The sequence below is a fragment of the Sorangium sp. So ce296 genome, assembly GCF_051529605.1.
GTDB classification, from domain to species: Bacteria; Myxococcota_A; Polyangia; order Polyangiales; family Polyangiaceae; genus Sorangium; species Sorangium cellulosum_D.
On sequence record NZ_CP150325.1, the window covers coordinates 10,831,159 to 10,856,546 of the forward strand.

The window sequence follows — 25,388 nt, forward strand, 5'->3', positions numbered from 1 at the left end:
CGGCAGCGCCGGAGCGCCGGGGGCGCGCTGCAGAGAGGTCTTGGATTCCACCGCATTGTCCTGGGCGCCTCGCGCGCCCTCATGGGCCGACGGTCGTCTGCTCTTCCACCCCGCGCGGCGCCCGCCCCGCGCGGGCAGGGAGAGCGCCGGCGCAGGGAGCGTCACGCTGTTGTGTTCACTGCCCGGCCGTCACGGCGCGGAACCGGAACGTGGGGTCGCGATCCGTACCGCCGGGCCGCGCGGCGCGCCACCCGAGGTGGTGCGCGTAGCTCCCGAGGCGGCCATCCTGCGCCAGCCGCTCCTCGGCGACGGGATCGCGGCGCTCGGCGAGCGGGCTCACGTAGAGCGCGTCGGTCGGGCAGTAGAGCTCGCACATGAAGCAGGTCTGGCAGTCTTCCTGGCGCGCGATGACGGGCGCCTCGCCCGGCCGCGCCTCGAAGACGTTCGTGGGGCAGACCTTGACGCAGAGGTTGCAGTCGATGCAGCGGGCGTCGCTCAAGAGCTCGATCATGCGAGGTCTCCTCGATCAGGGGCGTCAGAGGCGTCAGGGGCGGGCGGGCCGGACCCGTGCGTGGGCCGGCGAGGCTCGACCCAGATGGACGAGAGCCCGCCGGTCGCGAGGCAGTGGGCCTGGTCCGGGTCGGTGTGCGGCAGGTCGGTGCGCTGGTGCAGGCCCCGGGACTCGGCGCGCGCGAGGGCGCTCCTGTAGCAGAACCGCGCGGTGGCCAGCAGCGCGGCGGCCTCGCGCGCGCGGACCCGGGCGGCGCCTGCGGCGTGGAGGTGCGCCTCGGCGTCGCGCCACGCGCCGTCGAGCCGCTCGACCGAGGCCGCGAGCCGATCGCGCCGGCGGAAGAGGTTCTTGTCGAGCGGCAGCACCTCCTGCTGGACGAGGTCGATGATCTCTTTGGCGCCGAGCCCGCCCGCTGTCCCGCCGGGCCGGAGGCCGACGGTCCCGGCGGGGCGCGCGGCCCGCGCGGCGGCGCGGTCGCCGAGGCGCTGCGCGAAGCGCGCGGCGGCGCGGCCCGCCCAGGTGCCGCTCGAGATGGCCCAGGCCGCGTTGGGGCTCCCGCCGCCGCTCGAGGCGCCGACGATGAGCTCGCGCGAGGCCGCGTCGCCCGCGGCGTAGAGCCCCGGGACGCCGGTCGCGCACCCGTCGTCGACGATGCGGATCCCGCCGCTGCCGCGCACCGTGCCCTCCGAGCGGAGGGTGACGGGGAACCGCTGCTTGAAGGGGTCGATCCCGAGCCGATCGTGGGGCAGGAAGCAGTTCGGCTGTCCGTCGCGCAGCCAGCGCTGGATCTCGGGGCCGGCGCGGTCGAGCACCGCGTACACCGGTCCGTGGCGCAGCGCCCTGGCCACCGCGAGCATGCGATTGCCCCGGCTGTCGATGATCTCGCCCGATTCGGTGGTGAAGGTCGCCCAGAAATAGGGCAGCCCCTTGGTGACCGAGGCGTAGGCGGGGCTGATCCCGTATTGCGCCGAGAACTCCATCCCGGAGAGCTCGGCGCCCACCTCGGCGGCCATCAGGGTGCCGTCTCCGGTGTTGACGTCGCAGCCGAGCGCCTTGCTGAGGAACGCGCAGCCGCCGCTGGCGAGCACCACGGCGCCGGCGCGGATGCGCCACGCGGCGTCCTGCTGGCGGGCGTGGCCGGCCGCGCCGGCGACCACGCCGTCGCTGGCGAGGAGCTCGAGGGCAGGGGCGTGGTCGAGGATGCGGACGCCCGCGCGCCGGAGCTGGCGTCGCAGGAAATACATGTAATCGGGGCCCCGCAGGTTGGCGCGGTATTGAAGGCCGCTGTCGTCCAGCGGAAAGGGATAGCCCCACTCGGCGAGGCGGTTGATCTGCTCCCAGGTCGCGTCGAGGACGCGCGCCATCCAGTCGCGGTGCGCGAGCCCGCCGCTCCGCGCGAACCTCGCCTCGATGGCGCGCTCGCGCGCGTCGCCCTCGGGCGTCACGTACCAGGCGCCGGTGTTCGCGGGGGCCGTGGCGCCGGAGGTGCCGCAGTATCCCTTGTCGACGAGCGCCACGCTGCGCGCGCCGCTCGCGACGGCCCCGAGCGCGGCCCACGCGCCGGCGGGGCCGCCGCCGATCACCAGGACGTCGGCGACGTCGTCGATCTCGGAGGCGAGGTGTGGGGACGGCGTCGCAGGGGTGCTCATCGGGGATCCGCCGCGGCGGGCCCAAGCACCGATCGGGCCAGCGCTGCGGCCGGCGCGGGCGTGCGGCAGGGGGCTCCGCTGCTGCCTCAGCAGCAGCCGGGTGGTGATCGGCTGCTGCGGCGCGCGCAGGACAGGGGTGGCAGGCCGGGAGCGGCCGGGCGGCGGGTGCCCCGGCGCAGTCACGCCGGTGAGGGTCGAGCGGGCAGGGCACGTCCCGCAGAGCGCAGGCGATCGCGTCAATGTCGTGGTGAAATCGCCCTCGACGCGCCTCCCGCTACTCGGCCTGCTCCGGGCGTACCAGGACGGCGGCTGACAGCAGGCCGCTCAGGCCGTCGCCGTTCGTGGAGCGCGCCGTGATCGAGCACGCAGCCTGAGCCGTCGGCGGCTGCCAGTCGTACCTGTGATAGTAAGAGAGACCGGTGTACGTGATGGCGCCACCGCAGCTGTCGGTGACCTCGACCGGCCCAGGAGACGAATCGCCCCACTCGACGCGCAAGAGCAGCTCGACGCGACCGGGCGCCGTGATGGGCTCTTGGCAGGTGCCGTCGGCGAGGTACGAGTTGACGAAGCAGGAAGCATCAGGCCACTGCAACGTCAGGCGCATCTCTGGCCTGGCGATGAATCGGCCGTCGATGATCACGGCGCCCTGGGCCTGGCTCTCCTCGAAGATCATGATCGAGAACGTCTCGCTCGCGGAGAGCTCGCCGTCTGTCACGCTCACGCTCACCTCACAGGTGCCGGCGGCGGGCTTGGTGAAGTCGGTCACGAACGCCGTGGGCGCCGAGAACACCCCATCGGCGCAGTCGCTGGTCCACTCGACGGCGAGCGCGTCGTCGTCCAGATCGACCGCGGAGATCGAGAGCTGCGCCGGCTGGTTCACCACGGTCGAGAGCGGGTAGGTCAGGCCCAGCACGATCGGGCTGTGCTCGATGTCGTGTGCCTCCGCGAGATCGAGGATCCGGAGGATGGCTTGCGTCGCTGCGCCGCCCTGGATCTCGACCGAGACCGGAGCGCTGGTGCCGACGAGCTGGTCTCCGACGAAGGCGTTGCCGACGAGCTGGTGCGAGCCCTCGGGCAAGAGCAGGGTGCCGCTGAAGTTGCCGTCGGGATCGCGCGCGAGCTCGGCCTCGGGGCCGCTCAGAACGGTGACGGTGACCCGTGTGATGTCGCCCGCGGTCGTCGGCGCTGCCTGGACGCTCAAGCGCGCGATCCCCAGGCGGGAGCCGTCGGCTTCTCCCGCGTCGAGGGGGTCGCCATGCTGCGCGCAGCCGCCGACCGGCAGCAGCGCGGCGCAGAGGACCAGACCCATCGCCGACAGAACGCTCGTCCTCGTCTTGCCGATTGCCATATCAACATTCCCTCCAGAAGAATGGATGAGACGCCAGCTCGCCTGGCGCTCGCTGCTGAGGCGGGTGGGCGAGTCAGATGCGCCTCTGGGATCGAACATTCACACGCCTTCTCCTCCGACCGACCCCCGCGGCTCCGCGGGCTGCCGCGCGGACAGGGGCGCGTCGGTCTCGCGAGATGGGGGAACGCGCGGCGCGGGCCCTTCGCCAGAGGACCGCGCTCGGGAGGAGTGCGCCGGGGTCCTGCGGGACGGCGCCGGGGGGCGTGGCGCGGAGCCCCCGGCACGGCGGTGGGTCGCCGGGGGGCGGCGGCGGGAGCCCCCGGGGCGGCGAGGGCCATCCCCGGCTCGGAGGGCGCGTGCCCCGCGGGGACTGCGGGGGGCGAGGCGGGGGGCGAGCCGGGCAAGGCGGGGGATGAGTCCGGCGAGGTGGGGAGCGAGATGGCGGAGGCGGGGGGGCGAGTCGGGCGAGCCGGGGGTGACGGCACCGGAGGCGGGGAGGCGAGCGTCGGAGGTGGGGAGGTGAGCGCAGCAGGCGGGGAGGCTGTACGAGCGGAGCCCTGGTAACACTTCTGACCGGGAGCCGCGGTGACACTTCCTTAGAGCTACGGGCCGCTGCTCCGGGAGGACTGGAAACAGAGGCCGGATCCTCGTCGACGCGACACGCTCACCGCGCTCTCTCGGACCGCCAGGATCTATACACGAACCGCTTCCCGCGGTCTCGGTACACGCGAGCCTCTCCTCACGTTCCGGCGTGAGTGCGCGCAGGTCACCGTGCCTTGGCGAGCTGCAGCTCCTTGTTCTTCAAGGTGACCTGCGCGAGCAGAACCGGCCCGTAGTACAGCTCCCAGACGTCGTCGGCGATCGGAAGCAGCCCCACGGGCTCGTTGGCGATCAGCTTGGAGACGAAGGTGTTCGCGCCACCGAACTGCAGCCGTCCCATGTCCCCCACGCGTCGCACGGCCATCGTGTCCGGATACTCCGGCGAGGAGGGCTTGCTCGGCATCGTCCGCCGCGACGGCGTGTAGCGCGAAGCCGGCGTCCTCTGGCCGAGCGCCTCGTGGGGCCGCTGGTCATTGTACTCGTGCCGGAAGCGGTCGAAGACGCGCTGCTGCGCCGCGAGCGTGGCTCCGGGCGGCGATGTCGCCTCCGCCTTCAGCGTCTTGTGCATGCGCTCGTGACGGCCGTTCTGCTGCGGCTTGCCGGGCTCGATGCGCTCGGGAGCCACGCCGAGCTTGATCCAGCTCACCGACAGCGCCGAGAGCCCTCCGATGCCCAGCGTGGCGAACGGCGGGCCGTTGTCCGAGCGGATACGGTTCGGCAGCCCGAACTCGCGGAACGCGCGCTCGAAGTGCGGCCGCACCGAGGCCTCGTCCGGCTTCGCTACGCCCTCGCACTTGAGCAAGTACCGCGACGCCTGGTCCGTCAACGTCAGCGGGTGGCACCGGGTCTTGTCGCCAAGCGCAAAGTGCCCCTTGAAATCGACGCACCATGTGTCATTAGGCTGCTCCGCTGGAGCCAGCGTCGACGGCATCGCTGACGTCGGCATCACCACGCGGCGCCGCCGGGGCCGGATCAGCCCGTGTTTCTTGAGCAGCTCGCCGATGGTGCTCGTCGCCGGCAGCCCCTCAAGGCCCATGCTCTCCAGCCGGGCGCGCAGCTTCTTCGGACCCCAGGTGGGTCGCACCTTCCGCAGCTCGACCAGCGCGTCGACGATCGCCGCTGGCGTCGCATGCGGGAACGTGTGCGCCACGGGCCGCCGCTCCTCCAGACCACGAGGTCCGGATTGCTCGTAGCGCTCCACCCACTTGTACCCCGTCTTCCGGCTGATGCCGAACCGTCGGCACAGCTCCGCGAACGTCTCGTCCGACTCGTTGACCTGCGCGATGAACTGAAGCCTCTCGTCCACTGAACATGTCTCTTTCCAGGGCACCAGCGATCCTCCGTCGCCGACCCTCTACGACATGTGTCACCCAGGCTCCCGGTCCGTCCGGGTGCTACCCAGGCTCCCGGTCTGAACCGTTACCCAGGTCACCGGTCCGTACCGGGAGACGGAAAGGCCGGCGATGGGGAGCGGGGGCGTGGTAGCACTACTGCGGGAAGTCGGGCTGCGAAGCGAACCACCAAGACGCCAAGAAACCAGAGGAGTAGAGGGAAAAATGCCGGGACGTGCTTCCTCTCTCCTCCTTGGCGCCATGGTGCTTTTCTCCTGAAACGGGGCCACTTCCCGCGGCAGTGGCAGAAGAGGGGGTGCCGGTGTGACCACGGTCGTGCTCAGGATTCAGGGGAAACATCTCGATGTGGATCAGTGCCTTACGTGGATTCCAGAGACCGCCCTCGAGCAGGTCTGGCGCGCGGGCGAACGGCGACACGGCGGCAAGGTCAGCGCGACCTCCGGGTGCAACGTCCTGCTGGCGGAGAACGAGGACACGTCGCTCGCGGTCGAAGAGGCGATGAGGGTGTTTCTCTCGCTCGCGCCGCAGGTCGCTGCGCTGGTACAATCCGGGGCGACGGCGGTGGTCGACTTCGCGCTGTTCATCGAGGCCATGAGCGCCAGATCCATCGAGCTCGAACCGGGCGTGCTGCGCTCGGTAGGGCAGTACGGCGTGGGCCTCGTCGTCAGCGCATACCCCTGCGCCGACCCATGAAGACCTATCAATCAATTCTCCTCGGAGGGCAGGCCGACGCTGCGCTCCTCCACCGACGCCGGAGCAGATCCGCGCGCTGAACCCTACGAAAGGCAGCGCCCCGCGCGCTGAGCAGATCCGGCTCAGCGCGCCTCTCGCACCGGTGGCTCCGGTTCCCTGAGCCTCCCGTACCTCCTCATCACCTCGCGCAGCCGGTCGAGCGGGATGGCGTAAGCGACGTGGTCGTCTTGCCCGAACGTCGTCGTCGCCATGGTCAGCGCGTTGAGGATCGCCTCTTCCACCGCCTCCACGGCCGCCTGGAACAGCGGGTTGAGGCGCCCGTCGTCCACCTCGCGGAGGGTCCGGGTCAGCTCCCTCGGCTCGGCCGCGATCCGGTTGCCCGTCGCGAAGGCCAGGAACAGGTCGCCGCTCCCGTCGCGGGAGATCGTGCCCGTGCGCCCCACCGCGAGCGAGACGCGGCGCGCGACCCGCCCGAGCTGCCGCGCCGACAGGGGCGCGTCGGTCGCGACCACGGCGAGCAGCGAGCCCTCGCTGTGGTAGTCCGGCACGGGCAAGAGGTCGCGGATCTCCTGGCCGACCGGCACGCCGTCGATCCGCAGCTCGCCCCGCGCCCCGAAATTGGCCTGCACGATGGCGCCCACGATGAACCCGCCGGCGGCCTCCGGCACGACGCGCGAGGCCGTGCCGATTCCGCACTTGAAATCGTAGCAGATCATGCCCGTTCCCCCGCCGACCGCCCCCTCCTGGACAGGCCCGTCCGCCGCCTGCTCCGCCGCCGTGAGCACGTCCTCGGCCGACACGTGCAGCCCCCGGATGTCGTTCAACGCGCTGTCGTCGCACTCGCCGACGATGGGCCCCACCGTGGGCTCGTCGATGCCGATGGCCGGATAACGCCGGAGCATGTACTGGACCGCCCCGTCGAACGCGCGGCCCACGGCGAGCGTGTTGGTGAAGACGATGGGCGACTCGAGGACGCCGAACTCGTTGACGTAGTGCAGCCCGGTCATCTCCCCATTGCCGTTCAGGACGAAGCTCGCGGCAGGGAGCTTGTGGTGCCAGAAGTCGTCCGACGTCGGCAGGATGACCGTCACGCCGGTCCGCACCGGCCCCTTGCCCGGGACGAGCCGGCCAGCGCCCCGATGGTGGGTGACGTGCCCGACCCGCACGCCGGGGACATCGGTGATCGCGTTCAGCCTGCCCGTGGGCAGGCGGCCGATGACGATGCCGAGCTCGCGGGCGCGGCGGCGTGCGCCGTCGGCCGGCGGCGCCGCCGCTGGCCGCGCGGAGGGCGAGGGGGGCGCGGCGGGAGGGGGAAGGGAAGGGGAAGGGGAAGGCGCGGAGGGCCGGGGCCGGGGCCGGGCGCACGACAGCAGCCCGGGCGACGAGACGAGCGCGGCGGCGAGCGCCGCGCCGGCGGCGAGGCTGAGGCGACGGGGCATCGGCGCGAGGATAGTCGATGGCCGCGCGCGTCGCCGGCGCCCGCCCGCGCGGATTCGCCGTCGGCCGGCAGGAGGAGCCGCCCGGTCACGCCGCGCCGAGCGTCACGGGCAAGGACGTGGGCTTCCGGAAGAACATGCTGGGCGCATAGCTCGGGCGCGCCTCGGCGGCGAGGCGCAGGCCGGGGAACGCAGCGCGCAGCGCCTGCACGGCGCACCGCACCTCGATGCGCGCGAGCGAGGCGCCGATGCAGGTGTGAACACCCCAGCCGAAGCCGAGGTGCCGCGCGCGCGGGCCGGCGGCAAAGCGATTCACGTCGAACCGCAGCGGATCCGGGAATATCGCCGGATCGTGGTTCGCGGCGCCGAAGAAGGCGAACGCCGTGGCCCCCGCGGGGATCTCGACGCCGCCGACCACCGCCGGCGCCGTCGCGCGCCGCGGCTCCATCTGCACCGGGGCGTCGATCCGGAGCGTCTCCTCCATCGCCGCCTGGAGCAGCGCCGGGTCGCTGCCGATGGCGTCCCACAGCGCGGGCGTTTCGAGCAGGCGGAGCACGAGCGAGCCGATCAGGCTCGCCACGGTCTCGTAGCCGGCGAAGAACAGGACGATGAGGTGGGAGATCATCTCTTCCACCGACAGGGGCGCCTCGCCGTCGACACGGGCGCCGATGAGGGCGGTGATCAGGTCGTCGGCAGGCGCGCCGCGGCGTCGCTCGATGAGGTCGGCCAGATATCGCTCGTAGGCCACGCACCTCCGCGCCGCCTCGACCTGGCGCGCCTTGTCGAGCGCCGGGTCGTAGAGCTTGAGTCGGTCGTCCTGGCAAGCCCTGAGCAGCGGCGCGTCCACGAGCGGTATCCCGATGAGGGCGGTGATGATCTGCAAGGGGAGCGGGAAGGCGAGCGCCTGCATCAAATCCACCGGGCCGTCGCCCGGCGCCATCGCGCGGACCAGCGCCTCCGCCGCCTCGGCGATCGTCGGCTCGAGGGAGGCGACCCGCGCGGGCGTGAACGCCTTGGAGAAGAGCGCCCGCGCGCGCGTGTGCCCGGGAGGGTCGTTGTTGAAGAGCGCCGGCGGCATCTGGTAGATGCCGCGCTGGAGCTCCGCGGTCACCTCCGGCGGCAGATCCGGCGGCAGTTCGAGGATGTGCGCCGAGGAGAACCCGACCGGCTCGCGGAGCACCTGCGTGAGCTCGGCGTGCCCCACGACGAGGTAAGCGGAGAACGCCTCGCTGTAGGCGACCGGCGCCTCCCGGTGCGCCGCCTGATAGAACGCCAGCGCGGGGCTGTCCGCATAGCTCGACGAGAAGGGCTCGAACAGCGCGCCGACGCGACGCAATCTGTCGGCGACCGGCGGCCCCTGACGCGTGCTCTCTTCGACCATAGTGCCCGAGCGTATCGGGTTCGGTGATCGCGCGAAAGGGCGCTGCGCCCAGCGCGCACGGCCGAAAACGCCGTGGGCGGCGTGCACCCGAGGTTGAAATGGCAGAGCCGCGCGCCCGCCATCGCCGCGCGGCAGGCGCCGAGGCCCGCGTACCCGCCCGCCTGCCCCACGGAGTCCGTGTTGTGGGTGAAATTCCCCTCGACGCTCCAGTCGATGGATTCGACATGAAGATAGATGTTCGTGTCGATGCCGATGTTGCCGACGACGACGACCTCGGGGGGCGCGCTCATGGTGGACGGCCGGCGAGCTTACCAGGCATCGCGGCGCCGCGTCCGGCTGCCCGCCACGCCGCCGGCCGGGCCGGCAGCCGGACGCGGCGCAGCGCGCCCCAAAGCCCCGCCCGCCCGCGTATCCAGACATCGCGACCGTCCACAAAAGCTCGCTCGCCCGCGTCCAGGCGATCGGGCCTTGCGCGAAGGTCGATCTCCACTAAGCGCTTCACGATGAGCTGTTTCCTGCGTGGAGCGGAGCCGCAGGCGGGATGAGCGACGGGATGAAACAGCGGTGCAGCGAGGAACGAGCGGAAGGGCGCGACTTCATCGAACGCCTGGAAGACCTCACGATCGTGAGACCCGTAGACGACTCCGAGGAACGCCTCCTCCAGGACACCGAGCTCCTGAGGCAGGAGCTCGCGCGCGCGAGCCCAGGGCGCGAGTCCGGGCTGATGCGGCTGCTCGCGGCGCGGGTCGCGATGAACAGCGCCTTCCAGTTCTGGGGCCTGCTCGACGCCCGCGGCACGAACTGGGAGTCGAACTACGCCTCGGTCCGCGGCGCCGGCGTGGGGCTCGGGCAGGTGCACGGAGTGCCGTTCTGGGACTGCCGCTGGTGGCAGGGCGCGCCCGAGGCCCAGGAGCGGCTGAAGGACGCGGTGCGGCACGCGGCGCGCGGCGAGTTCGTCCGGTACGACGTGGAGATCCTCGGGGGCAACCGGGGCGAGGAGATCATCACGATCGACTTCAACCTGAAGCCCGTCAAGGACCGGCAAGGCAACGTCGTCTTCATGATCGCCGAGGGGCGCGACGTCACCGAGCAGCGGCGGCTCGAGCGGGAGGTCGCTCGGCACCGGGACGAGCTCGCGACGCTCGACCGCCTCAAGACGGAGTTCGTGGCCAACGTGAGCCACGAGTTCCGCACCCCGCTCACCCTCATCCTCGGGCGCGTCGAGGACGCGCTGGCCCACCCCGGCGCCTCGCTCTCGGGCGATGGCCTCGCCGCGGTGCGCCGCAGCACCCTGCGGCTCCTCCGGCTCGTCAACACGCTGCTCGACTTCTCCCGCATCGAGGCGGGGCGCCTCCAGCGGACGTTCGAGCCGACCGACCTCGCGCGGCTCACCGCGGAGCTCGCGAGCTCCTTTCGCTCGCTGGTCGAGGGCGCGGGCCTGTCGCTCGTCGTGGACTGCCCGCCGCTGCCGGAGCCCATCTACGTCGACCGGGCGCAGTGGGAGAAGATCGTCTCGAACCTCATGTCGAACGCCTTCAAGTTCACGTTCGAAGGGGAGATCGCGGTCTCGCTCCAGCCTTCTCCGGACCACGTCGAGCTGTGCGTGCGCGACACCGGCGCCGGGATCCCGGCGGACGAGCTCCCGCGCATCTTCGAGCGGTTCCACCGCGTCCACGGCGCGCGCTGCCGGAGCATCGAGGGCACCGGCATCGGGCTCGCCCTCGTCCAGGAGCTCGTCAAGGTCCACGGGGGGGCCGTGCGCGTCTCGAGCGAGCCGGGCCGGGGGAGCGCGTTCACCGTGTCGATCCCGAGGGGCCACGCGCACCTGCCCGCCGAGCGCGTCGCCGCGGCCGCCCCGGAGGCCGCGCCCTCGCCGGTCGGCACGAGCCTCCACGTGATGGAGGCGTCGCAGTGGTGTCCGCAGGCGCGCAAAGGCGCGGCGCCCGGAGGCCCCGAGGCGCGCGCCGGAGCGGCGCCGGGGGAGCGCGCCGGGGCCGCGCCGGAGGCCCGCGCCGGGGCCGCGCCGGGGGAGCGCGCCGGGGCCGCGCCGGGGGAGCGCGCCGGGGCCGCGCCGGGGGAGCGCGCCGGGGCCGCGCCGGGGGAGCGCGCCGGGGCCGCGCCGGGGGAGCGGGAGGGCAGCGTCCTCGTCGCCGACGACAACGCGGACATGCGCGACTACCTCGTCCACCTCCTTTCGCCGAGGTGGAACGTGGAGGCGGTCTCCGACGGACGGGCGGCCCTGGACGCGGCGCTCGCGCGCCCGCCGGACCTCGTGGTGAGCGACGTGATCATGCCCGGGCTCGACGGCGTCTCCCTCCTCCGCGAGCTCCGGGCGGATCCGAGGACGAGCATGGTCCCCGTGATGCTCCTGTCCGCGCGCGCGGGCGAGGATGCGGTCGTCGAGGGCCTCGACACGGGGGCGGACGATTACCTCGTGAAGCCGTTCTCGGCGCGCGAGCTCCTCGCGCGCGTCCGGACGCAGATCGAGATGGCGCGGATGCGGCGGAGGGCGGCCGAGGCCGCGGAGCGGGAGCGCGCGCTGGAGCTGCCCCGCTTCCTCGACGCGGCGAGCGTGGTGCTCGCCGATTCGCTGGACTACCCGACGACGCTCGCCCGGGTCGCGCAGCTCGCGGTGCCGGTCCTCGCCGACTTCTGCCTCGTCGACCTGCTCGACGAGGAGGAGGGCACGTTCCGGCGGGTGAGCGTGGCCTGCGCCGACCCCTCGCAGGCCGCCCTGGCCGAGGAGGCGAAGCGCTTCACGCTCAAGCTCGACGGCAACCGCGAACACCCGTCGACGCGGGTGTTCATCGAGCGGGAGCCGCTCCTCGTCGAGCGCCTCACGGAGGAGGACATGCGCGGCATCGCGCACGACGAGGAGCACCTCCGGGTGATGCGGGCCATGGGGGGGCGCTCGTACATGTGCGTCCCGCTGGCGCGGCGGGGGCGGCTCTTCGGGACGCTCACCTTCATCGCCGCGCAGTCAGGGCGCCGGTACAGCCGGGAGGACCTCGCGGGCGCGGAGGAGCTCGCGCGCCGCTGCGCGCTCGCCGTGGACAACGCGCGCCTGTACAAGGACGCCCAGAGCGCGATCGCGCTGCGCGACGAGTTCCTCTCGATCGCCTCCCACGAGCTGAAGACGCCGCTCACCCCGCTGTCGCTGCAGATCCAGATCCTGACGCGCCGCGCGCCGGAGCTCTGCCCCGACAAGGAGCGCCTCGCGTGGCTCACCGACCGGCTCGGGCTCGTCCGCCGCCAGGGCGAGCGGCTGAGGCGGCTCGTCGACAACCTGCTCGACATCTCCCGGATCTCTGCGGGGCGCCTCGCCCTCGACCTGGAGCCCGTCCGGCTGTCGGAGATCGTCCGGCAGGTGGTGGCCCGCTTCCACGAGGGCGGGGAGATCGCGGAGTCCGGCTCCCGGGTGACCGTGAGCGCGGGCGACGACGGCGCCGGCAACTGGGATCGGCTGCGGCTCGAGCAGGTCGTCGACAACCTCGTCTCGAACGCGCTCAAGTACGGTCAGGGAAAACCCATCGAGATCGCCGTCGACTCGGCGGGATCGAGCGCCACGCTCACGATCGCGGACCACGGTATCGGGATCGCGCCGGAGAACCTCGGTCGGATCTTCGGGCGGTTCGAGCGGGCCGTGTCGGCGCGGCACTATGGCGGTCTGGGCATGGGGCTCTACATCACGAGGCAGCTGGTCGAGGCGCTGGACGGCTCGATCGAGGTGAGCTCGGTCCTGGGCGAGGGCTCGACCTTCAAGGTCACCCTGCCGCTGGCCGGCCCTGCCGCCGCGCTGCCGGGGGGCAGGCCGGCCTCCGGGCGCGCCTGAGGCGATCGGCGCGAGCGGGCCGCGGGCCGGCGCCTGGCCGAGGCGCGACAGGACCCTGCTGCCTCGGGGAGAGCTCGGGGAGAGAGCGATTGCGCATGACGATGAGCCGTCCCAACAAGTGCATCCTGATCGTCGACGACGACGCGGCGATCCGCCAGACGTTGAGCGAGCTCCTGGAAGATGAGGGGTATCTGGTCGCGTCGGTCGCGAACGGGCGCGAGGCCCTGGACTACCTGCGGGACGATCCGTCGTCCATCTCGCTGGTCCTGCTCGACCTGATGATGCCGGTCATGGATGGGTTCCAGTTCCGGGCCGAGCAGAAGCGCGACCCGATGCTCGCCTCCATGCCGATCGTGGTGATGACCGCGCGCGGCGGGACGGACCGCGCCGGCATCGACGCGGACGCGGTGATCAGCAAGCCGTTCGACGTGCTCAAGCTGATGGACACCATCGAGCGGAGCTGCCGTAGCGAGTGAGCCGCCCGCGCAGCTATCGAGTTGGCCGAGGCGCGGCGCGGGTAGGGTGCCTCACGGCGGGATCCACGCGACCGAGAGCACGGCTGTCGTGAACAGCAGCGGCAAATAGGCAAGCGGCCTCATCGCCGCGGCGCCGTCTCGGGTTCATCCGCCCGTATCACCCTCCGGGAGCGCTCCACCCTTCAGGCCGCCATGGAGAGCAAGTTCTCCACGTGGCGAATCGGAATGGCACAGGTTTTCGACGTGCTAAGATCAGCTCTTCTGTACAAGGACGTCGCCGGCGGATCTGCTGGACGGTTGTGTGAATGCTCACGCTGAGTGCGCGGATGGCAGATGGCCAATGCCGGCGACGAGGGGTGCTGGCGCGCACGCGGTAGAAACCATCGTGTAAAGCGCTGATGTGGGTAGACGCTCGGCGCCGCGGCACGGTGCCAGAGCGCGAAGGAGAAGACGCTCCGCAGGGGCGGCGGCGTTCGTCGTCTCGTTCGAGCCGGAGCAGCGTAACCTTTGTTGTCAGGAGAAACCTCCATGAAGAGTCTCAGCTTCGCAGCGATTCTGGTCACGGCGTGCGCGGTGGCGGCCTGTTCGGATGACGGCGACCCGGGCGGTGACGGCGGGGCGGGCGGCGGGGGCGGCGCGTCCGGCACCACCACCTCCTCGTCGTCGAGCTCGACCGTCACGACGGGCACGGGGACGGGCGGCAGCGGCGAGGGCGGCAGCGGCGAGGGTGGCGGCGGCGAGGGCGGCGGCGCTGACTGCGCCATGCAGTGCATCGAGGACAACCAGCAGGGGGCCGTGGCGTTCCTCGAGATGACGCTGGAGGCGTGCGGTTGTGCGGAGAGCGCTACGTGCGCCAGCGACTGCGACACGGCTGAAGCGGAGACCGACGCCTGCGGGGACGATGGATCCGCCGACTTGCAGGGGCTCGTCGGAAACCAGGCGTGCCGGGACTGCGTTGGCGGGCTCCAGGACGACGCTTGCATCGATACATCCGCGGAGCAATGCGCCGCGGACGAGGGGTGCACCGCGTACATCACGTGCCTATCCGAATGCCTGTGAGATCGTGAGACGGAAAGGCCGGCCTCGCGCCCCGGGGAGACAAAGCCAGGTCCGCCCGCGCGAGGCCGCCGCGAAACCGCGCAGAAGTCCGCCATCCCTGGCCGGACCGCTGGCGGGCGGAGCTAGACCTCTCCCCGCGATCCAGCGATGTTCGCGAGCACCGCGAGCAGCTCCGCCGGCTCGATCGGCTTCGGGACATGGGTGTTGAACCCGGCACGCAGGGCGCGCGTGCGGTCCTCGGTGCGCGCATACGCGGTGAGCGCGACCGCCGGGGTCCGCCCGCCGCCCGCCGACGGGAGCGCGCGGATCTTGCGGATCAGCGCGTAGCCGTCCTCGCCGGGCATGGCGATGTCGGACACGAGCACGTCGGGCCGCAGCGCCTTGAGCGCGAGCAGCGCCTCGGCGGTGGAGGCCACCGCCGTCACGTGCGAGCCGCACTGCTCCAGCATCGTGACGAGGAGCTCGCGCGTGTCGTCCTCGTCGTCCACCACGAGCACGTTCAGGCCCTCGAGCTCCGGAGGGCGCTCGGTCCCGCCCGCGCCGGGCAGCGACATCCCCCGGCGATCCCGGGCGTGGCTCGCCGCCACCGAGAGCGGCAGCCGGACGATGAACGTCGCGCCCCGCCCCTCGCCGTCGCTCAGCGCCTGGACCGTGCCGCCGTGCATCTCCACCAGGCTCTTCACGATCGTGAGCCCGAGGCCCAGGCCCCCGTGCTTGCGGGTGGTGCCGCTCTCGGCCTGCCGGAACTGCTCGAACACGTAGGGCAAGAACGCGGGATCGATGCCCTGGCCGGTGTCGGACACGACGATCTCGGCCGACGCCTCGGAGCGCTCGAGCCGGACGCGCACGGACCCTCCGCGCGACGTGAACTTCACCGCGTTGCTGAGGAGGTTCCAGACGACCTGCTGCAGCCGGCCCGCGTCCCCCGCGACAGGGCCCACCCCGGGCTCGAGGAGCGGCTCGAGCCGCACCCCCTTGGCGTCGGCGGCCGGACGCACCACCTCGAGCGCGGCGTCGAGCACGGCCACGAGCTCGACCGGCTGCACCTCCAGCCGGAGCTTGCCGGCCATGATGCGCGAGATGTCGAGCAGATCGTCGATCAGCTGCGCCTGCGCCTGCGCGTTGCGCTCCACCGTCTCGAGCGCCTTGTCGCGCCGATCCTCGGCCAGCTTGCCGGTGCGCAGCATCCGGACCCAGCCGAGGACGGCCGTGAGCGGCGTGCGCAGCTCGTGGCTCATCGTCGCCAGGAACTCGTCCTTCAGGTGGCTCGCGGCCTCGGCCTCCTCCCGCGCCGCCTGCGCCGCGGCGAGCAGGCCTTGCCGCTCCTCCTCGGCGCGCTTGCGCGCGGTGATGTCGAAGAACGAGGAGACGACGCCGGCCACCGCGCCGTCCGCGCGGCGGAGCGGCTGCGCGTTCACCGAGAGCCACAGGACCGAGCCGTCCTGCCGCTCCATCCCGAGCAGGACGGCCGATTGGGGCGCGCCGGTCCGGAGCGCGACCTGCGCGGGGAACATCTCGAACGGGAACGGCGAGCCGTCCTCGCGCACGAACCTGCACGCGGGATCCAGCATCGTCGACCCGACGATCTGCGTCACGGGCCGCCCGAGGATCCGCTCGGCGCTCGCGTTCGCGGTGCGGATCACCCCGCGCTCGTCCTGGAGCGTGATGCCCTCCTCGAGCGCGCTGATGATCACCCGGTAGCGCTCCTCGCTGTCCCGGAGCGCCCGCTCCGCCTCGAGCGCGTCGGTCTCGTCGCGCGTGATCAGCACGGCGCCGGCGGGCGATCCGTCGGCCTGCCGGAGCGGCGACGCGGTCCCGGCGAGCGCGCGGATCGAGCCGTCCGGGCGCGTCACGAGCCAGCGCGCGTTCTCGACCTTCTCGCCCCGGATCGCGCGGTAGAGCGGGTCCTCGTCGGGGCGCAGCGGGCGCCCGTCCAGGGCGAGCAGCCCGTTGGCCCGGAGCGCCTCGATCGCGGCGCTCGCGTCCCGGGCGTACACGCCGTGCTGGCGCTGGGCCTCGCCGTTGCAGATGCGCAGCACCCCGCGCTCGTCCGTGGCCATGATGCCGTCGCCGCTCTGATCGATGAGGGCGCGCAGCAGATCGCGCTCCACCGCGGCGACGCGCTCGGCCCGCTCGGCCCGCTCGCGGAGCCGCTTCGAGCGGAGGAGCGCCCCGACGCGCGCCGACAGGGCGGCCGCGGGGCAGGGCTTGACCACGTAGTCGTCGGCGCCCGCGGTGAGCCCCTCGACGAGGTCCTGCTCGTGCCCGGCGACGGTCAGGATGAGGATCGGGAGCCCGACCGTGGCGGGGCGCGACCGGAGGAGGCCGCAGATCTCTGTGCCGGACATGCCCGGCATCACCTGGTCGAGCACGAGGACGTCGGGGAGCTCGCTGCTCGTCACGCGCTCCAGCATCACCGCGGCGTCCGTGAAGACCTGGACCTCGTGCCCGGCGGCGAGCGAGCGCGCCGCAATCTCGGCCTCCAGCGGCGAGTCGTCGAGGATCCACACGACCGCGCTCCGCGCGCGCTCGCACGGCGGCGGCTCCGCGCTCGCCTCCCGGTCGCCGCGCCCCGCCGGCGCCGCGCCGCGCCGCGGCGAGGTGATCGGCTCGCGCGCCGCGTCCGCGAGCACGAAATCCATCGTTGTCCGCCGATTCATGGTTCTCCAGGAGCAGCAGGGACCGCAACGCCCCTCCCCCGCGAGAGGCCGCTCTCCGGGCTGAAACCGGGGCGCGGAGAGGAATTGGCTCTGCGCGAGTCGTTACCGCCCAGTCTCATCTGATCGAGAGCCCACAACGACGCAAGCCCCATGCGCTGAAAAGCGCGCTGCCGCGTTCCGCCGCTTCGCGCGCCTCGACGCGCCTCGACGCGCCTCGACGCGCGGGCTTCCGCTTTGGGACGCGCTCCGGGGCCGCGCGTCGCGCGTCGGGCTTCGGTGTCCGCGCCCTGGGCGGCGCGCGCCGCGCCCTGGCCCGAGCGAGCGCCCCTCGGCGCCGTTGCCGGACGGACGCGGCGCAGCCGGCGTGGACCCGGACGAGCGCTCGTCGCCCGCGCCCGCGCCCGCGTGTCGTGAACCTCGGGGCCAGTCCGACGGGATTTCCCTGATTCGTCCGGGCTCGCTCCGCCGCGCAATTGACACCCAGCACGCGGGCCGGCTATGCCCTGAGCCGAGTGTCGCTGTGGCAGAGATCCTCATCGTCGACGATAGCAGGGTAATGCGTGAGATGGTCGTCGCCTGCCTGCGGGCCGAGCAGTATTCGTTCGCGCACGCGGCGAGCGGGCTCGAGGCGATTGAGACGCTCTCGCTCAGGCCGTTCGATCTCGTGGTGCTCGACCTGAACATGCCCGATATCGGAGGGCTCGAGGTCATCGAGTTCATCCGTGGCCAGGACAAGCTGCGGAGCCTGCCGATTCTGGTGGTGACCACCCGGGGTGATGAGGAGTCCCGGGCCCGCGCGCTCGGCGCGGGTGCCTCGGAGTTCATGACGAAGCCGTTCACGCCCGACGCCATCCTGGCCAGCGTGCGAGCGCTCCTCGGGGAGCGCGTCGCGGGCGCAGGATGAGCGACGCGCTCGATGTGAACGAGTTCGTCGCCGGCTACCTCGTCGAGGTGGAGGAGCACCTCTCCGCGTCGACCGCGAACCTCCTCGCCGCGGAGGCGGCCGTCCGCGCCGGCGAGTCGAACCCGCGGGCGGTGCGCGAGCTCTTCCGCTCTCTTCACACCATCAAGGGCCTCTCCGCCATGGTCGGCGTGGAGCCGATCGTGGACATCGCCCACGCGATGGAGACCGTGCTCCGGGCGGTGGACAGGGCCGCCGGCAGCCTCTCCGCGCAATCGATCGAGGTGCTGCTCCGCGGGCTCCGGGCCATCGAGGAGCGGACCCGCGCCCTCGCCGGGAAGCAGCCGGTGCCGCCCGCGGCGCCCGCGCTGCTCGACGCCCTCTCCGCGCTCGATCTCGCCGACGCGCCGTCCCCGCCCGCGCCGACGATCAGCGCCGACCCCGAGATCCTCGCGAAGCTCGGGGCCGGCGAGCGGGTGCAGCTCGCGCAGGGCCTGGCCGCCGGTCGGCGCGCGCTGCGGGTCGATTTCGTCCCGTCGCCGGCGCGCACGGCCGAGGGGATGAACATCACGACCGTCCGCGAGCGCGTCGGCAAGCTCGCCGAGATCGTCAAGGTCGTCCCGCTCTCGGTCCCGGCCAGCGACAGGGCGCCGGGCGGCATCGCCTTCGCGCTCCTCGTGCTCACGAGCGCGCCCGACGAGGAGATCGCGCGGGCCGCGGTCGCCGACGGCGTCCGCCCGCTCACGGTGGCGCCGCCCGTCCCGCTGGCGGTCGCGGCCCTGGCCGAGGCCGAGCCGGAGGAGCCGGCGGACCGGGAGCCCCAGCTCCGCGGCGTGGTGCGCGTCGAGGTGGCGCGCCTCGACGACGCGCTCGACAAGCTGTCGGCGCTCGTCGTCACGCGGTTCCGGCTCGCCCGGGCGGCCGCCGACCTGCGCGCCCGCGGGGTGGACGTCCGCGACCTCTCGGAGATCCTGCGCGAGCACGACCGCCAGCTGCGCGACCTCCGCGGCGCCATCATGCGCGCGCGCATGATCTCGGTGACGGAGCTCCTCGAGCGCGTGCCGCTCGTCGTCCGCGGCCTCGGCCGCGCGACGGGCAAGCAGGTGCGGATCGAGATCGACGCGGGCAAGGCGGAGCTCGACAAGGCGGTCGCGGAGCGCATCTTCCCGGCGATCGTGCACCTGCTCCGCAACGCGGTCGATCACGCGATCGAGCCGCCCGCGGAGCGCCGGCGGCTGGGCAAGCCCGAGGAGGGCGTCGTCCGGGTCTCCTGCTTCGAGCGCTCCAACAACCAGCTCGAGCTCAGCGTCGCCGACGACGGGCGGGGCATCGACCGCGCGCTCGTCGCGGCGCGGGCCGGCCGCCCCGCGCCGGACAGCGACGCGGCGCTGCTCGACCTCATCACGCTGCCCGGGCTGTCGACGCTCGACCAGGCGACGAAGACCAGCGGCCGCGGGCTCGGGATGGACATCGTGCGGCGCATCGCCGTGGAGCAGCTCGGCGGCGAGCTCTCCGTGAGCACGGCGCGCGGCGCCGGCACCACCTTCACCCTGCGGATCCCGCTCACGTTGACCATCGTGGACGCCTTCTCCTTCCTGTGCGGGGACCAGCCGTTCGTGACGCCCGTCGCGGGCGTGGAGGAAGTCATGGAGATCGACGCGGCCCGCATCTTCCGCGGCCCGGCGCCGGGCCGCGCGCGGGGCGGTGCGGAGCTGCCGGCGCTGGGCCCTGCCCGAGGTGCGGCAGAGCTGCCGGCCCTGGGCCCCGCCCGAGGTGCTGCAGAGTTGCCGGCTGCAGGCCGCGCCCGGGGCGGTGCCGAGCTGCCAGCGCCGGGCCGCGCCCGGGGCGGTACCGAGTTGATCGAGCGGCGCGGCGAGGTCGTGCCGCTCGTCGACCTCGGCGCGCTCTTCGAGCTCGGGGCCTCGTCCGCGACCAGGGCGCTCGTCGTGCGGCGCAACGGCGCGCCCTTCGCCTTCGGCGTGACCCGCGTGCTCGGCCAGCAGGAGGTGGTCGTGCGGCCGCTCGAGGACCCGCTCGTCAAGGTGCCGGGCGTGTCCGGCTCGACCGATCTCGGCGACGGCCGCCCCACGCTCGTCCTCGACCTCGTGAGCCTCAGCGGGCGGCTCTCCGCCGGCCAGGGCGGCCGCGCAAGCCTGGTCCGGGTGGCCTCATGAGCGACCTGCACGTGGTCCTGAAGGTGGCGGACACCGAGTACGCGATCTCGGCGGCCGACGTGCTCCACATGGAGTCGTTCACCGGCGCGACCCGGGTGCCGGGCACGCGGCCGTACGTCGGCGGCCTCATCCAGATCCGCGGCCGCGTCGTGCCGGTCGTGGATCTGCGCGCCCGGTTCGGGCTCCCCACCGTGCAGCCCACGCTCGACTCGCGCGTCATCGTCGTCCAGCGCGGCGGCCGCACCGTGGGCCTCCTCGTGGACAGCGCGCGGGAGGTCGTCAACATCGCCGCCGACGAGCTGCGGGCGCCGCCCGAGGTCATGGCGGAGGAGAGCGCCGGGTTCGTGAGGGCGGTCGCGAAGCTCGGGAAGCGGCTCGTCATGCTCGTCGACGTCGGCAGGATCATCGGTGAGGAGCAGGATCATGGCAGTTGATGCAATCGCGGACATCGACGGCGCGCTCGCGCGGGCAGAGCAGACCGAGCGCTCGCTCCGTCAGGCGATCACGGCCGTGGCCGGCGTCGAGCAGGCGGCCGCGCGGCTGGCCGCCGCCGGCGCGGAGCACGCCGCCGCCGGCAGGCAGCAGGGCGCCGCGGCGGGCGCGCTCGCGGGCGAGATCGAGGAGGCGGCGGCCGCGGCGCAGGCGCTCGCGCGGTCGGGGCAGCGCATCAGCGACGCCGCCGCCGAGGTCGCGCAGGGCGCCGAGGGCACGACGAGCGGCCTCGGGACGCTCGCCCCCGCGCTCGCCGGCGTGCGGGGCGACACCGAGGCGCTCGCCGGCTCCGCGGAGACGACCGCGGCGGCGCTCGAGGAGATCGCCCGCTCGGTGAAGTCGGTGAGCGCCAACGCCGAGGAGCTCGCGTCCTCGAGCGAGGAGCTGCTCAGCTCCGTCTCGGTGACGAGCGGGGCCGCCGACGAGGCGGCGGCCCGCGGCGAGAGCAGCGCCGCGGCGCTCGAGCAGATCGGGGCCACCATCGAGGAGATGTCGAAGGGCATCGCGCGCATCTCGGCCGACGCCCGGGGGTTCGGGTCGCAGATCTCGACCATGGCCGGCGCCGTCGCGGGCGTGGGCGGCTCCCTCGAGCGCGTCGCGCGCGACGCCACCGAGATGGCGAGCGCGGTCGAGGAGACCGCCGCGACCGCGGAGCAGATGGCGCGGTCGATCCGCGGGGTGGCGGAGAGCGCCAAGGCGCTCGACGCGAGCACGTCGTCGACCTCGAGCACGATCACCGAGATCGCGAGCTCGGTCGAGGAGGTCGCGGCCACGGCCGAGAAGAACGCGGCGACCATCGAGGCCAACGCGGTCGCCGCCGAGGAGCTCGCGCGGACCGCGCAGCAGGTCGCGCAGAGCGCCGACCAGATCAGCGGGCTCGCGGCCGGCAACGCCGCCGCCTCGTCGCAGGTCGAGGCCGCCACGCGGCGGATCGTCTCCATCGTCGAGACCGCGCGCGCGACCGCCGAGCAGGGCGTCGCGACCGCGCGCCAGGGCGCGGCGACGGTGGGCAGGTCCATCGCCGGCCTCGGCAGCATCCGGCAGGCGATGGCCGACTCCGCGTCGGTCATGAAGGAGATGGGCAAGCGGGCCGAGGAGATCGGCGACATCGTCCAGACGATCAACCTGATCGCCGACCGCACGAACCTCCTCTCGCTCAACGCCAGCATCGAGGCCGCGCGGGCAGGGGAGCACGGCCGGGGCTTCGCCGTCGTCGCCGAGGAGATCCGGAACCTGGCGGACCGGGCCGCCGTCTCGAGCGCCGAGATCGCCAAGATCGTCCGCGCGCTCCAGGCGAGCGCCCGCGAGGCGGTGGCCGCATCGACCGAGGGCGTGAAGGTCGCGGACGAGGGGACCCGGCTCGCGGGCGACGCCGACCGGGCGCTCGCGTCGATCCTGCAGGGCGTCGAGGAGCTCGGCCGCTCGATCCGCGATATCGACCGGGCGAACGCCGATCAGGTGCAGGCGGTGGGCTCCCTCACGCAGACCGCGGCGCGCATGAGCGAGGAGGGCAGGGCGGTCGCGCGCTCCGCGGCCGAGCAGACCAAGGCGGTCCAGGCGCTCGCGCAGGGGAGCGCCGAGATGCGGCGCATGGCCCGGCAGACGAAGGAGGCGACCGCCGAGCAGGCGCGCGCGCTGCGCGACGCCGTGAAGCTGAACGGGCAGCTCACGTCGAGCGCGGAGCGCGTGTCGCGGGCGATGGACGAGCAGGCGACGGGGGCGTCGCAGCTCGCGAAGGTCGCCGCGCAGATGCGCGCGCTGACGCATCAGACCAGCACCGCCGTGGTCGAGCAGACCCGCGCCCTGGCCGGCGTCACGGCGCTGACGCAGGAGGCCGCGGGGGCGTCGCAGCGGATGGTCGCCGGCCTCGCGGAGCAGTCCGGCGGCGCGACCGAGGTCGCGCGCGCCATGGACGACATCCGGAAGATGTCCGCCCACTCGGCGCGGGGGATCGGCGAGCAGGCGCGGGCCGCGAAGCAGCTGGAGGCGTCCGCCCGCCAGGTCGCGCGGCTCGCGGCGGCGGTGACCGCCGCCACGGCGGACCAGACCAAGGCGACGGCGTCCCTCGCGAAGGAGGGGGAGTCCGTGCGCCGGATCGCCAAGCAGACGGCGCGGGCGGTGGCCGATCAGGCCGAGTCCATCGCGGCGCTCGCGTCGGGCGCGAGCCGGCAGGCGGCGTCGCTCCAGGGCGTCGTCAGGGCGGCCGCCGAGCTGTCGACCCGGAGCGAGCAGCACGCCGCGTCGCTCGCCCGCCTGCGCGAGCCGGTCCGGGAGGTCGCCGCCGCGGCGGCACGGCAGGCGAGGGACTCCGGCGCGGTCGCGGCCGACGCCGGCCACGTGCTCGACCAGGTCGGCCGGATCCGGCACGCGAGCGCCGAGCACGTGGACGCGGTCGCGGCGGTCGCCGCCGCGGTCGCGCAGCTCAGGGCGAACGGAAGCCAGCCCCACGCGCCGCCGGAGACCGCGTGATCTCCCGTCGCCCCGCGCTCTCCGTATCGGACGCGGAGCGACAGCGCGTCGAGCAGGTGGATCGGCTCGCCGCCTCCGGGCCCGCGGGGGTGCCGGCGCTCATCGAGATGCTCGCGGATCCGAGCTGGACCGTGCGGCGGTCCGTGGTCGCGTCGCTCGCCGCGCTCGGCGACGCGGCCGTGGGGCCGCTCTGCGCGTGCCTCTCCGCGCGGCGCGACAGCGAGGCGCGCATCGCCGCGAGCGTCGACGCGCTCGTCGCGTCGCTCGGCGACGTCGACGACCCCGTGCTCGCGCTGACGCGGGACCCTCGCCCCGCGGTCGTCGCCGACGCGGCGCAGATCCTCGGGCGCCGCAGCAGCGCGAAGGCGGTCCCCCGGCTCGCGGAGCTCACGTCGCACGCCGACGACAACGTCGCGGTCGCCGCGATCGAGGCGCTCGGCCGGGTCGGCGGCCGATCGGCGGTCGACGCGCTCGTGGACGCCGTCACGAGCGGCAACTTCTTCCGCGTCTTCCCGGCGATCGACGTGCTCGGCCGCAGCGGCGACCCGCGCGCGATCCCCCCGCTCTCGGCCCTCCTCGACGATCCGCGCTACCTCCTCGAGGCGGCGCGGGCGCTCGGCCGCACCGGCAGCCGGAGCGCCGTGGCGCCGCTGATGCGCCTGCTCGGGCGCCCGAGCGACGCGGTCGCGCGCGTCGCCGCGGTGGCGCTCGCCGAGCTGCGCGAGCGGTACCGCGAGCGCTACGGGACGGCCGGGCCGATCGACGAGGCGCTCCGGGGCGAGGCGCCCGCGCCCGGCGCGGCGCGGCGGCTCTCGCAGAGCCTCGGCGGCGCGGATCCGGCGGAGCAGGTCCTCATCTGCAGCGTGCTCGGCGCGATCGGGGGCGAGGACGTCCTGCTCGATCTGACGCGCCTGCTCGACGCCGAGCCCGCCGTCGCGAGCGCCGCGGCGGAGGCGCTCTTCCAGCTCTCCCGGAGCGCCGACGCCCGGGTGCTCGCGGCGCTGCGCGACGGCGACAGCTCCCGCCGGCTCTTGCTCCTGCCGCTCGTCCGGAGCGCCGCGGCCGCGGGCGACGTGGAGCGCTGCCTCGCGGATCCGGATCCGGAGGTCCGCGCGGCGGCGTGCGACGCGCTGGCGCGGATCTCGGAGCCGAGCTCGGCGCGCGCGCTGTTCCGGCTGCTCGACGACCCGAACCCCCGCGTCGTCCACGCCGCGACGACCGCGATCCAGTGCCTCGGCGGCCCCGACGTCGAGGCGCTCGCGCTCGCCGCGGCCCGCGAGGGGACCCCGGCCGCGCGCCGGACGGCCCTGCGGATCCTCGCCTACTTCGCGCCCGCCTCGGCGCTGCCGATCTTCCTCGATGGCGTCCGCGACCCCGACCTGCGGACGCGCGAGCGCGCGATCCACGGCCTCGCGTCGTTCGCGCAGCCGGAGGCGATCGAAGAGCTCGCCGCGCTCGCCGCCGACGCGTCGGAGCGGGTCCGGGCGGTGGCGATGCGGGCGCTCGGGCAGTCGCAGCGGGCGCCGCGCGTCGTCGACGCGCTCCTCGCGGGGCTCGGCGACGAGGACGCGTGGGTCCGCTACTACGCCTGCCAGGCGCTGGGGAAGCTCGGGTGCGAGGCGGCGGCCGGGCTCATCGCCGAGCGGCTCCGGGACGAGAGCGGCCAGGTGCGCGTGGCGGCGATCGAGGCGCTGTCGGCGATCAAGGGCGATCTCGCGCTCGCTGCGCTGGAGCAGGCGGCCCAGGCGAGCGACACGGACATGCGCCGCTCGGCGCTGATCGGGCTCGGCATCGCCGGGCGGGCGGAGTCTCTGCCGACCTTGCTCGGCGCGCTCTCGTCGCCGGACGTGGCGACCCGGCTGGTCGCGGTCTCGGCGATCTCCGGCTTCTCGTCGCCCGAGGTCCTCCCGGCGCTGGTGCGCGCCGCGGGCGACCCCGACGAGAGCGTGCGCGCCGCGGCGACCGGCTTCATCGCGGGGCGGGCCGGGGTCGACGCGACGCGGAGCCTCATCGCGCTGCTCGTCGCCTCGCCGGCGCAGGGCCCGCTCCTCGCCGCGCTGTCCACGCCGGTGCCGGGGCGCGTCGAGGGCATCCTCGAGGCGCTCGGGACGGCGGACGACGAGCTCTCGCCGGTCCTCACCGCGGCGCTGGCGCGGATGCGGCAGCCCGCGGGGCACGCCGCGCTCCTCCAGGCGCTCGGCCTGCCCTCCGCGCCGGCGCGGAAGGCGGCCGCCACGACGCTCGCCGCGGTGGCCACGCGGGAGGGGTTCGCCGCGGTCGAGCACGTCTCGCGGACCGATCTGGACCCGGAGGTGCGGCGCGTGGCCGCCTCGGTCCTCTCGCAGTGGGCATGAC

General features: G+C 73.8%; 16 protein-coding genes. 9 read left to right on the plus strand and 7 right to left on the minus strand.

From position 1 onward, the window contains the following. Positions 1–175 precede the first annotated feature (175 nt). The 4 genes from WME98_RS40165 to WME98_RS40180 all read right to left on the minus strand — a co-directional run bounded on the left by WME98_RS40165 (position 176) and on the right by WME98_RS40180 (position 5,438). On the minus strand, positions 176–511 hold the full coding sequence (locus WME98_RS40165) for a 4Fe-4S dicluster domain-containing protein (protein ID WP_061621483.1): 336 nt from the start codon (positions 509–511) through the stop codon (positions 176–178). Next, entirely contained in the window at positions 508–2,160 is a 1,653-nt protein-coding gene (locus WME98_RS40170; protein ID WP_437946959.1) for an FAD-dependent oxidoreductase, read from the minus strand. Before WME98_RS40170 ends, WME98_RS40165 begins: the two co-directional genes overlap by 4 nt. Positions 2,161–2,434: 274 nt before the next feature. Next, positions 2,435–3,508, minus strand: a complete 1,074-nt coding sequence (locus WME98_RS40175) for a hypothetical protein (protein WP_437946960.1) — start codon at positions 3,506–3,508, stop codon at positions 2,435–2,437. 766 nt (positions 3,509–4,274) lie between these two features. Then, positions 4,275–5,438: an integrase core domain-containing protein gene (locus tag WME98_RS40180; RefSeq protein WP_437946437.1), complete on the minus strand. Its 1,164-nt coding sequence runs from the start codon at positions 5,436–5,438 to the stop codon at positions 4,275–4,277. 325 nt (positions 5,439–5,763) lie between these two features. On the opposite strand from WME98_RS40180, the gene WME98_RS40185 reads away from it, so the two are divergent. After that, positions 5,764–6,153, plus strand: a complete 390-nt coding sequence (locus WME98_RS40185; RefSeq protein ID WP_437946961.1) for a hypothetical protein — start codon at positions 5,764–5,766, stop codon at positions 6,151–6,153. A gap of 122 nt (positions 6,154–6,275) precedes the next feature. Here WME98_RS40185 and WME98_RS40190 read toward each other — a convergent pair whose 3' ends face one another. Beyond that, positions 6,276–7,592 carry a P1 family peptidase gene (locus tag WME98_RS40190; protein ID WP_437946962.1) on the minus strand — a complete coding sequence of 439 codons (1,317 nt, stop codon included), beginning with the start codon at positions 7,590–7,592 and terminating at the stop codon, positions 6,276–6,278. A gap of 85 nt (positions 7,593–7,677) precedes the next feature. After that, on the minus strand, positions 7,678–8,970 hold the full coding sequence (locus WME98_RS40195) for a cytochrome P450 (protein WP_437946963.1): 1,293 nt from the start codon (positions 8,968–8,970) through the stop codon (positions 7,678–7,680). Between the two features lie 553 nt (positions 8,971–9,523). Between WME98_RS40195 and WME98_RS40200 the strand changes: the two genes are divergently transcribed. The 3 genes from WME98_RS40200 to WME98_RS40210 all read left to right on the plus strand — a co-directional run bounded on the left by WME98_RS40200 (position 9,524) and on the right by WME98_RS40210 (position 14,337). Further along, positions 9,524–12,802, plus strand: a complete 3,279-nt coding sequence (locus tag WME98_RS40200) for an ATP-binding protein (RefSeq protein WP_437946964.1) — start codon at positions 9,524–9,526, stop codon at positions 12,800–12,802. A 95-nt stretch (positions 12,803–12,897) separates the two neighbouring features. After that, positions 12,898–13,278 carry a response regulator gene (locus tag WME98_RS40205; RefSeq protein ID WP_437337835.1) on the plus strand — a complete coding sequence of 127 codons (381 nt, stop codon included), beginning with the start codon at positions 12,898–12,900 and terminating at the stop codon, positions 13,276–13,278. Between the two features lie 528 nt (positions 13,279–13,806). Beyond that, positions 13,807–14,337, plus strand: coding sequence for a hypothetical protein (locus WME98_RS40210; RefSeq protein WP_437946965.1), 531 nt, complete (start codon positions 13,807–13,809; stop codon positions 14,335–14,337). A 122-nt stretch (positions 14,338–14,459) separates the two neighbouring features. Here WME98_RS40210 and WME98_RS40215 read toward each other — a convergent pair whose 3' ends face one another. After that, positions 14,460–16,997, minus strand: coding sequence for a hybrid sensor histidine kinase/response regulator (locus WME98_RS40215; protein WP_437946966.1), 2,538 nt, complete (start codon positions 16,995–16,997; stop codon positions 14,460–14,462). A 565-nt stretch (positions 16,998–17,562) separates the two neighbouring features. Here WME98_RS40215 and WME98_RS40220 point away from each other — a divergent pair. From WME98_RS40220 to WME98_RS40240, 5 genes are read left to right on the plus strand one after another with little or no spacing between them, the layout of a single operon-like run. After that, positions 17,563–17,901 carry a response regulator gene (locus tag WME98_RS40220; protein ID WP_437954074.1) on the plus strand — a complete coding sequence of 113 codons (339 nt, stop codon included), beginning with the start codon at positions 17,563–17,565 and terminating at the stop codon, positions 17,899–17,901. Continuing rightward, the gene (locus tag WME98_RS40225) at positions 17,898–20,072 is read left to right on the plus strand and encodes a chemotaxis protein CheA (RefSeq protein WP_437946967.1); all 2,175 of its coding nucleotides are present in this window, start codon (positions 17,898–17,900) and stop codon (positions 20,070–20,072) included. The genes WME98_RS40220 and WME98_RS40225 overlap by 4 nt, the downstream gene beginning before the upstream one ends. Then, complete coding sequence (locus WME98_RS40230) at positions 20,069–20,506, plus strand: chemotaxis protein CheW (RefSeq protein ID WP_437946968.1); 438 nt, start codon at positions 20,069–20,071, stop codon at positions 20,504–20,506. Before WME98_RS40225 ends, WME98_RS40230 begins: the two co-directional genes overlap by 4 nt. After that, positions 20,496–23,033, plus strand: a complete 2,538-nt coding sequence (locus WME98_RS40235; RefSeq protein ID WP_437946969.1) for a methyl-accepting chemotaxis protein — start codon at positions 20,496–20,498, stop codon at positions 23,031–23,033. Before WME98_RS40230 ends, WME98_RS40235 begins: the two co-directional genes overlap by 11 nt. Next, the gene (locus tag WME98_RS40240; protein WP_437946970.1) at positions 23,030–25,387 is read left to right on the plus strand and encodes a HEAT repeat domain-containing protein; all 2,358 of its coding nucleotides are present in this window, start codon (positions 23,030–23,032) and stop codon (positions 25,385–25,387) included. Before WME98_RS40235 ends, WME98_RS40240 begins: the two co-directional genes overlap by 4 nt. The last annotated feature ends 1 nt before the right edge of the window (position 25,388 follow it).